This is a genomic window from Streptomyces sp. NPDC002680, from assembly GCF_042889145.1.
Classification (GTDB): domain Bacteria; phylum Actinomycetota; class Actinomycetes; order Streptomycetales; family Streptomycetaceae; genus Streptomyces; species Streptomyces adonidis.
The window spans coordinates 1-13,078 of record NZ_JBIAQP010000038.1 but is presented as its reverse complement, the minus strand read 5'-3'; the positions used below and the strand labels follow the sequence as shown (position 1 = coordinate 13,078).

Here is a 13,078-nt window from a genome sequence, read left to right as displayed (position 1 = left end):
TGCGGCGTGCGGCCAACGGCGGCGGTGATGAAGCGGCGGATCCCGGTGAGCTTCTCCTACACGATCGCGAGTTCGTATGCCTGGAGTTCGACTGGGGGAAGAGGCAGCGTCCAACCCTGCACTGTTCGCCCTACGTCCGGGAACCCATACGCACAACTGCTCAGGACACAGATCGGCGAACGAGTTGCAGGTGTGGGACCCACCAGATTCTGCGAACTTGCGCGCTTCCAACCGCAGCAAATCCGACCAGGACCCGGCCACCTGGCAGCCCCCGGCAGCTGGCTACCGGTGTACGTACGCCACCGACTGGATCGCCGTCAAGACCCGCTGGGGCCTGACCGTCGACCCGGTCGAACAAACCGCGCTCACCGACATCCTCACCAGCTGCCCGAACACGCCCATTGAGGTCACCCGCGCCCGCTGACGCGGCACGACCCGGTTCCGAGGCCAGAGCTCCGTGCCTGCGGAACCTGCGTCGGAGCAGGTGAACGGCCCGCCGTCTCGGGGGAAAACGGCGGGCCGGACTGACCGTCACGGTGCCACACCCATCGGCGTGCCGTACGCCGGAACGGTGAAACCGAAGCCGCCCAAGGCTCTGACGCCGGGAAACGAACGGGGCCCGTCCGGTGTACGGACGGGCCCCATGTATCGAGCGCCGGGCACACATCACAGCATCAACCCAGCGCTCGTGGACGGGCTCAACCTCGCCTTCTCTCTGGCCAATGCCCGCCCCGACGCGAGTACGACCCGCCGATGTGTTGGCGGCCTCGATGACGCGGGCCTGCTCCAGTCGGATCTTCGTCGACCAGGCCGCCGCCCCTGGTCCACTTTTCAGCCGTCGCCGACACACTTTGTCTCTGACGTGATGTCCCGCTGTGCGGGATGACCATGTCCTTTGAGGCAGATCGGCCGGACATCCGGGCCGGCCGGGCAGGCAGGTGTGAGGGACGGCCGGACAGGAGTCCGTGCACATGCCACGGTCTCCGTGGTCCGACAGCGAAACTCTCTTTTCAAGATCACGACCGTCCGGGGGCTCGCTCCTGCACCCGCGTTCCCCGACCTCCAGCCCGAGCCTCCGGGACGCACGGACGCGATCCGTGGCATCACGACAAGAGAGGCCGCCCAGTGAACCGACCGCCGTTCTCACCCGACACCGCCAAGTCGGCCAGGCAGGACCTGGGACTGTCGCCCCACCAGGTGACGGAACAGATGAACGCCTACGGAGTTGTCGTCGACATCCCGCTGGTCCACGCATGGGAGGCCGGTGAGTACCGACCCACGGAGGACGAGCTGTTCGCCCTCGCGGACGTCCTCTGGTGCCGGACCAAGGACCTGATGGGGATCGCGTCTCCGCGCACCCTGACGGAACACCGACTGGTACGGCAGTTCAGTACGGACAGACTGGCCCGATCGATCGGGATGGACACCGCACAGTACGAGGGGGCCGAAAAAACGAACAGATGGAGCGGTGACGGACGGCAGACGGCCGCTCTGCTGAACGTGCTGGACCTCACCCCCCTCCTGTTGGCCCAGGCCACCGGGCAGCCCGTTGCACCGCAGCCGACGCTCCCGACGAAACCGGCGGTCCCGAGACAACAGTCAAGGCGGACATGGCGCCGTGGCGGATCACGCTGACTCCGCCCGCCGCGTGGCCAGTTGGAGCGGGCCGCCCTGGCGTGGCGTCCACCGAGGCCGGTTCGACGCGAGCCCCGACACGGGGCTCCACGACCTCGCCGCACCGCCCGGGGCGACCGCCAGATCTGCAGCGACTGCCCGGCAACCGGGCTCGGCGACCCGAAGGGCGATACGGCCCACAGCACTGTGCGGCCTGCCCTGCCGGGCCGATGACCTTCTGGCAGATTTCCCTCCGACCACCCCAAATGCGACCGCGTCGGTACTGCGAATTCCCCTTCCCCCGCAAGTTCAACGAAGGCTGTCGCCAACCCAGCGAATACCGGCCTCCGCTGAGGCACCGACGTACGCACCGCCGAATCGACCCAGCGACCAGGCACCTTCGGCGGCACTCTTGATGATCATGCCCCTCGCCTTCTCCCCCGCCTTCTTTCCCACCCGGAAGCCAGCCTCGTGCGCAGTGAGGGCGGCCGAGGGCCCCATGGCCGCCATGGCCGCCTGCTGGCCTGCGGCCCAACTGGCTGCGTTGGCCGCCGCTGCCGTCGAGCCGACGTAAACGACCCCAGCGGCCACTGCCGCCACACCAGCCACTCCGCCAATGGCCCGTCCAACCTTCGCTCCCTTCTTGTTCTCGGTGAGGAATTCACTCTCTTCGAGGTGCCGATCGATTTTCTGCACCCACTGCCATTCCGCCATTTGACCAACCAGTCCTCTCTGGTAGAGCAAGTTGGCTGATGCAGCCCACAAGAGATGCACACGACGTATAGAGCCACAAGTGCGACCTGGCATTTCCTGGACAGGATGCGCCCGGAGACGTGCTATCTGGGATGCCAGGGCCCCAGCGCATTGATGTCCGGAGGCGCGTTCAGGTCAAGGAACGCGCCCCCAACGTGGGGACGTATGGGTCGACAACTGGACGACGAAGCGGTTCGTCCCCGTAGAAGAGATCCGCTGGTAAGTGCCTGTTCCCGAGGTCGCGGCTCCTACCTCAACTCGTCCGCCAGAGCGGCAAATAGGGGACTTCCGCCCGTGTTCAAGCCTTCCGTCGCCGGGATTGCGCAAGCTCGCGCAACCCCGAGGACGACGTCCTGCAGCACACGGTGACCGTCAACTACAGCGGCCACCCCCATGAGATCCGGTACCAGCCCACACCCGGGGACCTCGCACAGCGCGAGTAGCCGGCACCGTTCCGCCGCCTTCTCGCCGATCGGAAGTGAGGAGTTCGCCGAAGCACCCGGTAGCGAAGGCCGCGGTCATGCCGTAGCGCGGCGGCGGGTTGGTCGGGGAGGCTGTACGCCGTGGCTGATGACACCGACGCTGATGGCTGGCCGGGCTATACGCCTGAAGAGATGCACCTGCCGACCGACCTGGTAGAGCGGATCAGGCTGGTCTGCTCCCTGTTGCACCTGCCTGTGGCCGAACGCCACAGCATGCCGGGGGTGGCGCTGGCGCGTGAAGAGGTGTGGAAGCCGGGAGAGTCGGCCGACCACGTCACCGTCAGCTGGAACGTCAGCGACAAGTTGCTCGAGGCCGTGGAGACACAGGGCGGCGACGGCAGAGCGGAGCACCTGTGGGGTGCCATCGACGCCGTAGAACGCGGACTGGTCGACGCGCTGCGCCGTGGAGGCCTGCGGGTAGAACGCGACACCGGCACCCAGGATTGGAAGGTCCTGGGCATGGCTGGCCTCTCCCCGCTGGACTGACCCCGGGCACCCTGCTCACGCATCAGGTTGTGGGCTGAAGCGCCTCCGGCCCTGGAGCCTCGGTCGCCGTCTCAGAGTCTCGTCCTGCTCGTTCCGCGTGGGCCCGGCGTAGGGCAGCCGCGCGGGTGGCGTCGGCTTCGCGGCGGCGTTGGACGCGGGCTGTCTCGATCGGGGCCGGCGCATCGGCTGGCACCGCTTCCGGCTCGGGGAACGCGCGCCGACTGAGCTCGCGCATCGCGCGGGTCTGCTGCTCGACTGCCTGAGCGATATCCGGGTCGGCCAGGCGGGGCGGGGCTGCCTGCCGGTGGGCGGCGAGGGCGCGGTGGTAGCCGTCGCTGGCCACCTTCCGTGTCTTCGCCGGTCCCCTTGGGCGCCTCCGGGGCCTGGACGACGTCCTCGACCGGCGCAGACACGGAGCCCGGCGCGAGAATCCGCAGGCCACGCATGACCGTACGGCCGGCCGACGCGTTGGCGGCCTTGATGATCCGGGGCTGCTCCAGCCGGACCTTCGTCGCCCAGGCAGCCGACTCCGGGCACACGGTGAGCCGGCCGGAGTCCGGGTCGTAGCCGACGGCGGTTACGTGCCCGGCGAGTTCGGGGGCGATGGCTTCCCAACGCTGACGCAGCGTGGCGCCGGCGGCAGGGAGCTCCCAGGCCCGCTCGGTCACCAGGGCGCCGATCGCGGCACCGAGCCCCATCGGCTCACGCCGCCACGCCGCACCGTACGGACCTGCTGCGACTTCTGCTTCTGGCCGCTGCCGTTCCTGCGCGCCGCCTCCATCGCGGCCCGGGCCAGGTCGACCCCGGACAACTCGCCCCCGCTCATGCCTGACCCCAGGTGGCGAAGCCGAGGTCCAGGTGCCCGAGCCGGGAAAGGTGCTGCGCCTGGTCGACCAGCTGGTGGCTGAACAGCCGCCTGGCCGACGTCTCGCCGTACCGGTCGATGTGGTCGAACACCACTTGGTGGTCCTTCATCCCCCGCACCCGCCAGCCGCGCACCTGCTCGCGGGTCAAGTCCTCGAGGACCAGCTCCTGGCCGACGACGTCAGCCTCTGGTTCCGCTGCGGCGGGCCCCAGACGGGGAGCAGGCAGCACGACCGGTGCCGGAGATGATGCGGCCGGCGCATCGATGGCCCGACGCGCGGCCTCGGCTTCGACACGGCGCTTGGCGGCTGCGGCCTGCCGGGCTCGGACCTGCTCCCAGCGCTGTTCGCGGGCCCACGCCTTGGCAGTCACGGTCTCGTGCAGCTGCCGCTCGGTCGCTGTACGGCGCTCCGCCTCGGAGGCGTACGGCATCGCGGTGTCGACGGCCGCCGCCACCGCCTGGCGCTGGGCGCGGCTGCTGGCCTGCCGGTCCTCGCAGCGCGGGCAGTCGCGGCCGGAGTCGAGCAGCATGCAGTCGTCGCACAGCTTGTCGCCGCACTCCTGCCGCTGGGGCAGGCCCTTGCCGATCAGCCAGCCCACCGGGTCCTTGATCGGACCTCCCAGCCGCAGCTGGTCCTCCAGGCGCCGGGCGAGCCGGTCAGCGAGAACCTGCGGACCGTCGAGTCCCCCGCCCTGAGTCCAGTCCGCGCGGGACGGTTCGCCGCAGCGGAGGACGAGGCGGTGCTCGGATGGACCGAACCTGAGGTCGCTTGCCTACCGGCTGACGGCGGTGAGGACGGCTAGGCACAGGGTGAGGGCAGCGGCGAAGGCGATACCACTGCGCGAGAGAGCGGCTGGGACAGTGGCTCCGTCCCATCGGGCCAGGGCGAAGGAAACCGCTGCGGCGGCAAAGGCGAGGAGGACAGCCACTGCGAGGGCGAGGAGGAGGATGGCCGGGGAGTTCGGGTTCATGTATGCCGCCTGGATCGGGAGATGCCGGTAGGAAATTAAGACGATCTCTGGGCGGGACGTGCTGGCGGGCGTGTTGGATGTTTCTCCAGCGACAACCAGGGGTTGTCCGGGGGACAACCGAGTGGGGGACGAGTGGGGACCAAGGGGAAGCGGCCGGGACGCCCGTGGGGAGCGTCGCGGGGGGCATGCGCCGAGGCGAATCAGCTTGTCGATCTGGTGCGGTGCTGGCTGGACGAGGCGGCGGTCTCGGTGTCGGAGCTTCATCGGCGGCTGATGCCAGAACACTTCGTCACCGCCACGGTGCCTGAACTGCGTCGGCTACGTGATCTGCTGGCGGGCGATGGACTGGAGTGGGACCTAGTCGAAGCAGTGGCCGACGTGTGCTTCCCGAATGAGCCGACGGACCGGTCCGGACAGCGCCTTGAGGCAGCAAGGGCGTTATGGGACCGGGCACAGACCAACCCCACGCCGCTTGAGGCGGCCGGTGAGCTTGCCCTGGCACGGGAGTTACTCGCGGCCAAAGACCGCACCATCGAGGTGTACCAGGAACTGCAGCGTGTCCGGCAGGCGTACGAGGCCAGCGAGCGAGGCAGGTCTCAGGCCCTACAGATCGCCACCCTGCTGTTCGCGATGCTCGGCCAGGCCCAGGCCAAGGTCGCCGAACTAACGCGCCGGGTCGACGCCTTGCAGACACTGCCCGCCGTGGACACGGGCGCGCGTAAGGCGGTCGAGGCGCAACTGTCGCGGGCGCATCAGCAGCAGGCGGACCTACGGACCCATCTGTCGCGTGCCGAGCGGGAGCGGGACACCGCTCACCAGGTTGCCGACCATGCGGCACGCCGGACCCAGGAGCTGGAAGCCGAGCTTGCCGAACTGCGCGCCCTCATCGGGCCTGCTGACCCAGCGCCGTCGGAACACGCCGCGCCCGACGTGTCCCACCTGGACCTGACGGCCATCAGTCAGGACGACGTGGTCCTTGATGACGTGGATCGCGCCCTGGAGAAAGTGCGCGTAGCCCTGGACGAGGAACACGAAGCGGTGCAGCAGGCCGCCGACGAGGTCGGCTTCCGGACACCTCCCCACAGCCACCCATCCGTGACGGTCATTCCCGGACAGGTCCAGCCTTCGTCGGAGACTCGTGCCGCGGATGGAGCAGAAGCACAGTTGTCCGGGAAAACCCCGGACAACCCCACGACGAGACCAGAGCCAGAGGGATTCGTCCCAGATGCACCGCAGCTGCCGTCCGGCGATCACCTGCGCTTCCTGGGCGCCGCGACCCGGAGGATCGCACGGGGCATCGACCTGGACGAGATCGTCATGGCGCTGTGCCGGGCCACCGTGCCAATGTTCGCGGACGCGATTCTTGTGTATCTGCGCGAGCCGCTGCCGGTCGGCGACGAACGGCCCACCGGGCCCGTGGTGCTGCGGCTACGCCGCACCGACTCGAGCCCTGAGGCCGCCGACCTGACGACCATCACCGCCAAGGAGTGCGAGGTACGGCCCGGCGAAGCGCTTTCTGCGGTCCTGCGGGGGGTACGGCCGGTCTTCGCGGCAGACGTCCTAGAAGGCCGTGCCGCGCTGGGCGAGTTGATCGGTGAGGACGACCTCCTTGCAGTGCCGACCGGACAGCGGGCGATCCTCGCCCCGCTGCGCGGCCGACGCAGGGTCATCGGCGCAGCCGTCTTCCTGCGTCGCTCGGAACGGGGGGCGTTCAAAGAGGACGACCTGCTGGTCGCTGCCCAGCTCGCGACTCACAGCGCGCTCGGTATCGACAAGGCGGTGTTGTACGGCCGCGAGGCGTACATCGCCGACGAACTGCAGTCCAGAATGCTGCCGGAGGCGCTGCCCCGCTGCATCGGCGTACAGCTCGCGCACCGGTATCTGCCAGCTGCCGAGACCGCGCGAGTCGGCGGCGACTGGTACGACGCGATTCCCCTGCCGGAGGGCCGGGTCGCCCTGGTCGTGGGCGACGTCGTGAGTCATTCCATGACCTCCGCCGCGGTCATGGGACAACTGCGTGCCACCCTCCGGGCGCTGGCCCGCCTGGACCCACCACCCGAGGACGTGCTCCGGCAGATCGATGATGTCGCCCGCGAGCTAGAACACGACCACATGGCAACCTGTGTGTACACCGTCTACAACCCTGTCTCGCACCGGATCACCATCGCCAATGCCGGGCACCCGCCGCCGGCACTGTTGCACCCAGACGGGCGTACGGAGATCATGCAGGTGCCGGTGGGTGCCCCGATCGGCGTCGGTGGCGTGGCGTTCGAAGCCGTCGAAGTGGACGCGCCCATCGGGGGCACATTGCTGCTCTACACAGATGGGCTTGTCGAGTCCCGGCTTCGGGACGTATGGATCGGCATGGAGCAACTGCGCGAAACGCTGAGCGCCACGGCGCAGATGACGATTCCGGGCCATCCGCCGCCCCTGGAAGCCCTCTGCGACGAGGTGCTCGCCATGCTCGGCCCAGGAGACCGGGACGACGACATCGTGCTGCTCGCCGCAAGGTTCGACGGGATTCCACCCCGCGACATGGCGGATCGCCACCTCGAGTCACAGCTGCCCAGTCCGACGATTCCGGGCACAGAGTGAGGCGACCGGACTCCGGGGCGCAGCCGACCGCGAAAACGTGCCTGGCGAGCTCGGGGGCGATGGCCTCCGGGTCCCGAAGTCGTCCGCGGCTTCGCTATACAGGCGTGGCCGCCGTTCTTGCATGCCGTCTCTAGCGTGGCCCGGGCCACGCGGTCATCCCTGAAGGTTCACAGGGCTCGCTGACGGTGCACGGCCGTGACAGCTGGCACCACCAGCCGTGTCCGGTGGCGCAGTCCGGACGTCGTCGCCCGACGCATGCGCCGCACCAAGTTGGCGTTCTCCAGTCGCTCCAGCGCCCGCTCAGCGCCCGGGAGTCCGCAGTCCAGGAGCCGTGCCAGAGTCGCCGCCGGCCGGCCCCGGCGTGTGTCCACTGTCCCGCCGCACAGTCGAACCCGTCCGGTCTCCGCCGCCTCCAGCACCAGCAGCAGCGCCAACCGGTCCGTCGACGCCCCGCGTCCCGTACGGCCGTCCAGCAGCCCGGCCGACGTACTCCCACAGCCCCGAGACGACTGCCGTGGAGCCATCAACGTCTCCACCAGCCGAAACCAGGTGGCTAACTCTGCTGGTGACAGGGCCAGCGAGTGACCGGGCGCACTCCGCGCGGCACGCAACGGCAGCACCTCGCATTCCAGGCTCCGGTGCTCACCGAACTCTCCCGTCAGCGTCGTCGTAGTGACGACGCCGGAGTGGCGGAGGCCCGGCAACACCATCGACTGCATACGCGACGCCGACAGTCCCAGCCACTGTCCGAGCTCACGAGAGGTGGTCTCCACCCGGCCCGTCCCCCACGTGGCGCGGGCTGCCAGCACCAACACGGCTAAGCGCACCGAGTCTGGAGCACCCGCCAGGCCGGGAGCGTCCAGGAACTCTCGCGTCGCACGTCCCAGGCGGGTTCGGCTGTCCGTACTCAGGGCCAGTGGATGACCGGGGCTGGACGGAATGCCTTCCTCCCAGCCGCCGGTGGCCGTGTTCGGCTCGGACGTCGGTGTGTACGCGGTGCAACGGCAGTCGTACGACTCGTCCCAGCCCATCACGGTGCATCCGCCCGCTCCGTGAAGCCGACCATCGTGCCCACAAGCGCAGCCCAGACCCATGCCTCCGGCACGCATACCGGCTCGGGCTGTTGCGACGAGCCCCGAAGTCGGCTTGTCCCAGACGTCGTTGACGGCATCCTGTACGACCGCAACAGGGTCCAGTTCCTGGAAGTCGAACCACTCCCTGGCTCTGACCGGGTTGTGTGGCTCCAGCCCGTCCGGGTTGCTTGGCCCCACCCGCTGACTCGGTAGGTCGTTGTCCGGGTGTTTTGGCCCCACCGGTCCTCTTGTGGTGGGAGCATCGATGTGCTCCGCGCGGTGAGGGGGCAGGATGCCACCGAAGACCAAGGTTGAGTTGTTCGCGGCGATCTCCTCTGCATTGACGAGCTCGGATACATGGAGCTGGACCGACGCGGCGCCGAACTGCTGTTCCAGGTGCTGACCGAACGCGAGGAGAAAAACAGCGTGGCCATCGCCTCGAACGAGAGCTTCAGCGGCTGGACGAAGACGTTCACCGACCCCCGGCTCTGCGCGGCCATCGTGGACCGGCTCACCTTCGGCAGCAACATCATCGAAACCGGAACCGATTCCTACCGCCTCGCCCAGACCCGCGCCCAACAGGGCACGGTCAGCTGACAGTTCAACTCCGCAGACCGCTGACGAGCAGGAACGGCGGCAGCCCGGCCCGCAGCGGATGCTCGCCGACCACCCGCGCGTCCGGAGCCGGCTCCGCGACGCTGTCGATCACGAACCCATGCTCAACCAGGCTGGTCACATAGGTGGAGAGCATGCGGTGCTGGTTGCCCGCCCGACGGGCGCCGTCGGGATTGACCGAGCGCCAGAATCCCTCCGCGAAGTAGTTCCCCACCACTCGACCCGGCGGCTCGTCCGTGCCACCGCTCCACCGCGCATGCGGCGCCTCGAAACACGGGTGCGGAATGGTGAAGACCAGACGGCCCCCGGGCACCAGTATCCGCCGCACGGCACGGATCGCGGCTGCGAGGTCGGGCACGTTGTTCAAGGACAGCCCAGCGGTCACCCACTCCACACTGCCCGCCGCGACAGTGGCCAGCGAGGCCCCGTCGTCCACGGCATAGAGAGCGCCACTCGGGCTGGCCTGCTCGGCGGTCTGGGCATGGCCGATCATGCGAGGGGACGGGTCGATACCGACGACGGACCCGCCGCGAAGGGCCAGGGCGCGTGTGATCAGCCCTTCCCCGCACCCGAGATCCAGGATGCGCTGACCATGAAGGTCAGCAGGAAGCCCGTCGAGCAGGACATCGCGGGCGAATTCGTGCATCGCAGAGCCGGTCCGCACCCGCTCGGCATACCAATCAGCGATCGTGTCCCAGGTTTCAGTCATCAAGACCTTCACGCTACTGACCAACCACCCGACGGACCACCGAAATTGAAGATCCACTTACCGACTCCGGGCGGGGCCAAAACACTCGGTCAGATCATGCTCTGATGATCGTCAAACGGGGCCATCCCGCTCGGCCGTTGTGCCGGCACTCTGGAGGCCGCGGTGACTTCCGTAGACCCCGAACCGGGGCGAATACTGGTCATCCGGGTCTGGTTCGAACCCGGGCCTCCCGACGAGGCCTTCCGGGCACGCATCATGATGACCGCTGACATCGAGTCCCGCCAACAGGAAGGCCGGGTCGTCAGCTCGCCGGAAGCCGCGCTGGAGGTTGTGAGCCGATGGTTGAGGCAGATGCTGCCTTGACGAGCCGTCAGCGAATCAGGGCGCATGCCGCGGCGCACTCGCGTCACGGAGGACACACAACTCACGGTAGATGCCATTGGACAGGTCGTACATCTTGGCCGCTGCGTTGGATATCGCTGAGCCTGCCCGCCCGGCAGCGTCGCCGCCGACATCAGGGTGCGCTTCCAACGCCTGGGTTACCGACTCCAATTGCCGCGCCGGGCAATCACACGTCAGCGGAATGCCGTTCTGGGCCGAGGGTGCATCAACTTGCACACGACCAAGGCCGTCCCTCGGGGAGGCGCATTTCGTAGCCATATTACTCATTCGCTTCAACATTCTCCGGTGACACAGCCGTACCAACATCGCCGCCGGTGGTGGCACACCGGGCCGGAGACCGTCGTGGTTTCGCCATAAATTCCTCGGGAGGTCTCTTGTGCGTGTACTCTAGGCGTCAAGCAATGCCTCAATTGGCTCCTGCGGAGAGTGGACTCGGAGGCGTGTATGGAGAGCATCGTTTTCGATTCGCCACGTGAACGCCTCTTTGGGACGGTATTCTTGCCGGATGGCGATCCGTCGGCCGAGTCACCTCGGGAGGGAACGCTGCCCGGCATCCTCTTCGTCCACGGCCTGAGAAGCGATCAGAGCGGCTACTTGTCTCGCGCCCGCGTTTCCGCAAGTGAGCTGAGGGTGGTTTGTCTAACCTTCGATCTAGGTGGTCATGGTGAACACGGCTCAAGCTTCCTACTCGAATCTTTGACACCCAGGGATCATCTTCTCGATGTCGCAGCCGCCTATGATCGGCTAGCCGGACACTGCTGGGTTGACCCGGCCCGCATCGGAGTGTGCGGAACTAGCTATGGAGCTTATCTAGCGGCCATGCTCGTCCGGCAGCGGCCTGTGCGACGGCTCCTGATGAGGGCGCCAGCCATGCATGGTGACGATGAATTCACCCGACCTCTGGGAGACTTGCCGGGATCCCGCGCCCACGCCTCCACATCGATGCCTGCCGCCGCTCTGGCAGAATTCTCCGGCGAGACACTGATCCTGGAATCAGCTGCGGATGAAGTCATCCCCCAAGAAGTGATCCAGACGTACCTGAAATCCTCTCCCGGAACTCGACACCGGACGATCAGTGGTGCTACTCATGCGCTCACAAGGCCGGAGTGGAAGGAGCGGTTCGTGCGGGAGATCTTGGAGTTCTTCGCGGAGCTCTAGCTGATTCAGCGATCAGACCTGCTGGCCCTCGCAATTTTCCTCAGCTCGCTCAACACCTGGACGCGGCCAGCTTCAAGCACCTCATGGATCTCATTCGCGTCTGACCCGTCGGCGCCCCGACGCCAATCCAGGTCCTCGGCCTCCTTCCCTGAGGGGCTCGGCAGTATCTGAGCCAGGTCGTAATACTCGTCCGCCGGCGCGTGTTGCGTCTGCAGCAGAGCTCCCATCAATTGGTACTGAGTCAACAAGAGTCGCCAGAGAACGGGCTGCGACACCGGATGGAATCCGGTGAACAGTTCGACGATCTCACCTGAAAGATGGCCGAACGTGACCTCCGTATCATCGAACTCGGCCCAGAATTTTCCCAGGGACTTACAACGCGGCAATGGTTCGGACTCCTCCAGCATCGCGTCGGCGATCTGATCGACTATCCCCAGGTATAGGCCTTGCCGCCGATATATGTCGGGCTCCTCGGAAAGCTGGTGCTCCGAATCTATTGGGCGTGCTCCGTCCGGGAAGTAAGAAACCGCAGGATTGATCATCGAAAGATCGTGATCCCATGTGTATGAGTTGAAGGTAAGTTTGAGAAGGTCGTACTGGAACTTGATCCGCGGTGCAAGAGCGAGATCGATGGCCGTCAGACGGCGTTGCAGGATCTTGAACGAAGTAGCGGGAGCAAGATAGTAATAGGCTGTCGACCGGAAGTAGTAGCCGGGCGTGGCCAGCCAGCCTGTTCCGTTCGGGGACAGGTCGCCCCGCTTGGCACTTCTCGCGAGGCTGACCACGCGACGCCGGAAGTTCTCCGCGAACTCCATGGCCTCGAACAGTACCGGCTCACACTCGACATAAAGGCGCTTTTTCGCCTCATATTCGTAGTCTCGGCGTGCGTTGCGCTCGGCGCCCTGATCATTGAGCTGAGCTAGCTTCTTCTGCGTGCTCCAGGCGGCGCGCGCGGAGAGGATGGAGACGAGTAAGGATGTGGCGGCAGTGATGAGCGCGATCCATACTTCCTTGGGCATGATCCCCTCCAGGTATCGGCCTAAAAGAAGAGCCGATCGCCGACGAAATCTAGACCGCGAGAGGTGACCACAAGGCATCGCGACTGAGTCGCTGGCAGCCTGGCACATGTAAAAGTGGTTCGAGAGCCACGTGAGGATCTCCACTTGAATCATGTCGCCGACCGGGCGGTCTTACCCTGAATACATAGCCCGGGCCGGAGAACTCGGCAACCCCGCTGCCGGAAAGGATCTTTTTGCAGGCGTAAGAACGGCTAACACAATGATCCGAGTTGTCGGTGGGTGATGAGGCAGCAGGCGAGTTTGAGGAACGCTTCGTGGATGTCGGCCCTGCGTTCC

Annotated in this window: 13 protein-coding genes and 2 pseudogenes; 7 read left to right on the top strand and 8 right to left on the bottom strand. The window is 66.9% G+C overall.

The window, feature by feature from the left end:
- Positions 1-217: 217 nt before the first annotated feature.
- Together ACFYXF_RS51245 and ACFYXF_RS51240 are read left to right on the top strand one after the other, a co-directional pair.
- Positions 218-424: a hypothetical protein gene (locus tag ACFYXF_RS51245; protein WP_389361222.1), complete on the top strand. Its 207-nt coding sequence runs from the start codon at positions 218-220 to the stop codon at positions 422-424.
- Between the two features lie 701 nt (positions 425-1,125).
- The gene (locus ACFYXF_RS51240) at positions 1,126-1,635 is read left to right on the top strand and encodes a multiprotein-bridging factor 1 family protein (protein ID WP_389361220.1); all 510 of its coding nucleotides are present in this window, start codon (positions 1,126-1,128) and stop codon (positions 1,633-1,635) included.
- Positions 1,636-1,923: 288 nt separating this feature from the next.
- On the opposite strand, the gene ACFYXF_RS51235 is transcribed toward ACFYXF_RS51240, so the two are convergent.
- The gene (locus ACFYXF_RS51235; RefSeq protein ID WP_389361218.1) at positions 1,924-2,328 is read right to left on the bottom strand and encodes a hypothetical protein; all 405 of its coding nucleotides are present in this window, start codon (positions 2,326-2,328) and stop codon (positions 1,924-1,926) included.
- A gap of 602 nt (positions 2,329-2,930) precedes the next feature.
- Here ACFYXF_RS51235 and ACFYXF_RS51230 point away from each other — a divergent pair.
- Positions 2,931-3,335: a hypothetical protein gene (locus tag ACFYXF_RS51230; protein ID WP_389361216.1), complete on the top strand. Its 405-nt coding sequence runs from the start codon at positions 2,931-2,933 to the stop codon at positions 3,333-3,335.
- A gap of 71 nt (positions 3,336-3,406) precedes the next feature.
- Here the strand turns inward: ACFYXF_RS51230 and ACFYXF_RS51225 are convergent, their stop codons facing one another.
- The 4 genes from ACFYXF_RS51225 to ACFYXF_RS51210 all read right to left on the bottom strand — a co-directional run bounded on the left by ACFYXF_RS51225 (position 3,407) and on the right by ACFYXF_RS51210 (position 5,171).
- Complete coding sequence (locus tag ACFYXF_RS51225) at positions 3,407-4,033, bottom strand: DUF721 domain-containing protein (RefSeq protein WP_389361214.1); 627 nt, start codon at positions 4,031-4,033, stop codon at positions 3,407-3,409.
- Complete coding sequence (locus tag ACFYXF_RS51220) at positions 4,000-4,161, bottom strand: hypothetical protein (RefSeq protein ID WP_389361212.1); 162 nt, start codon at positions 4,159-4,161, stop codon at positions 4,000-4,002. Before ACFYXF_RS51220 ends, ACFYXF_RS51225 begins: the two co-directional genes overlap by 34 nt.
- Positions 4,158-4,799: a hypothetical protein gene (locus ACFYXF_RS51215; protein ID WP_389361210.1), complete on the bottom strand. Its 642-nt coding sequence runs from the start codon at positions 4,797-4,799 to the stop codon at positions 4,158-4,160. Before ACFYXF_RS51215 ends, ACFYXF_RS51220 begins: the two co-directional genes overlap by 4 nt.
- 174 nt (positions 4,800-4,973) lie before the next feature.
- Entirely contained in the window at positions 4,974-5,171 is a 198-nt protein-coding gene (locus ACFYXF_RS51210) for a hypothetical protein (RefSeq protein ID WP_389361208.1), read from the bottom strand.
- Positions 5,172-6,266: 1,095 nt separating this feature from the next.
- Between ACFYXF_RS51210 and ACFYXF_RS51205 the strand changes: the two are divergent.
- Positions 6,267-7,745 (top strand): annotated as a pseudogene (locus ACFYXF_RS51205) (PP2C family protein-serine/threonine phosphatase); the annotation flags it as partial.
- Between the two features lie 188 nt (positions 7,746-7,933).
- On the opposite strand, the gene ACFYXF_RS51200 reads toward ACFYXF_RS51205, so the two are convergent.
- Positions 7,934-8,539 (bottom strand): hypothetical protein, encoded by a 606-nt coding sequence (locus tag ACFYXF_RS51200; RefSeq protein WP_389361206.1) that lies wholly within the window; start codon positions 8,537-8,539, stop codon positions 7,934-7,936.
- A gap of 621 nt (positions 8,540-9,160) precedes the next feature.
- Here ACFYXF_RS51200 and ACFYXF_RS51195 point away from each other — a divergent pair.
- Positions 9,161-9,436 (top strand): annotated as a pseudogene (locus ACFYXF_RS51195) (ATP-binding protein); the annotation flags it as partial.
- A 4-nt stretch (positions 9,437-9,440) separates the two neighbouring features.
- Here ACFYXF_RS51195 and ACFYXF_RS51190 read toward each other — a convergent pair.
- Positions 9,441-10,163, bottom strand: a complete 723-nt coding sequence (locus tag ACFYXF_RS51190) for a class I SAM-dependent methyltransferase (protein ID WP_389361240.1) — start codon at positions 10,161-10,163, stop codon at positions 9,441-9,443.
- Between the two features lie 162 nt (positions 10,164-10,325).
- Between ACFYXF_RS51190 and ACFYXF_RS51185 the strand changes: the two genes are divergently transcribed.
- Both ACFYXF_RS51185 and ACFYXF_RS51180 read left to right on the top strand, forming a co-directional pair.
- Positions 10,326-10,526 (top strand): hypothetical protein, encoded by a 201-nt coding sequence (locus ACFYXF_RS51185; RefSeq protein ID WP_389361204.1) that lies wholly within the window; start codon positions 10,326-10,328, stop codon positions 10,524-10,526.
- A 483-nt stretch (positions 10,527-11,009) separates the two neighbouring features.
- The gene (locus ACFYXF_RS51180; protein WP_389361202.1) at positions 11,010-11,723 is read left to right on the top strand and encodes an alpha/beta hydrolase family protein; all 714 of its coding nucleotides are present in this window, start codon (positions 11,010-11,012) and stop codon (positions 11,721-11,723) included.
- Positions 11,724-11,728: 5 nt separating this feature from the next.
- Here the strand turns inward: ACFYXF_RS51180 and ACFYXF_RS51175 are convergent, their stop codons facing one another.
- On the bottom strand, positions 11,729-12,742 hold the full coding sequence (locus ACFYXF_RS51175; protein WP_389361201.1) for a hypothetical protein: 1,014 nt from the start codon (positions 12,740-12,742) through the stop codon (positions 11,729-11,731).
- Positions 12,743-13,078 lie beyond the last annotated feature (336 nt).

Bases quoted from the DNA above. Each gene is read 5' to 3' on its own strand.
- ACFYXF_RS51175 (WP_389361201.1), bottom strand. From the start codon at position 12,742: ATGCCCAAGGAAGTATGGATCGCGCTCATCACTGCCGCCACATCCTTA.
- ACFYXF_RS51210 (WP_389361208.1), bottom strand. From the start codon at position 5,171: ATGAACCCGAACTCCCCGGCCATCCTCCTCCTCGCCCTCGCAGTGGCT.
- ACFYXF_RS51235 (WP_389361218.1), bottom strand. From the start codon at position 2,328: ATGGCGGAATGGCAGTGGGTGCAGAAAATCGATCGGCACCTCGAAGAG.
- ACFYXF_RS51190 (WP_389361240.1), bottom strand. From the start codon at position 10,163: ATGACTGAAACCTGGGACACGATCGCTGATTGGTATGCCGAGCGGGTG.
- ACFYXF_RS51220 (WP_389361212.1), bottom strand. From the start codon at position 4,161: ATGAGCGGGGGCGAGTTGTCCGGGGTCGACCTGGCCCGGGCCGCGATG.
- ACFYXF_RS51180 (WP_389361202.1), top strand. From the start codon at position 11,010: ATGGAGAGCATCGTTTTCGATTCGCCACGTGAACGCCTCTTTGGGACG.
- ACFYXF_RS51225 (WP_389361214.1), bottom strand. From the start codon at position 4,033: ATGGGGCTCGGTGCCGCGATCGGCGCCCTGGTGACCGAGCGGGCCTGG.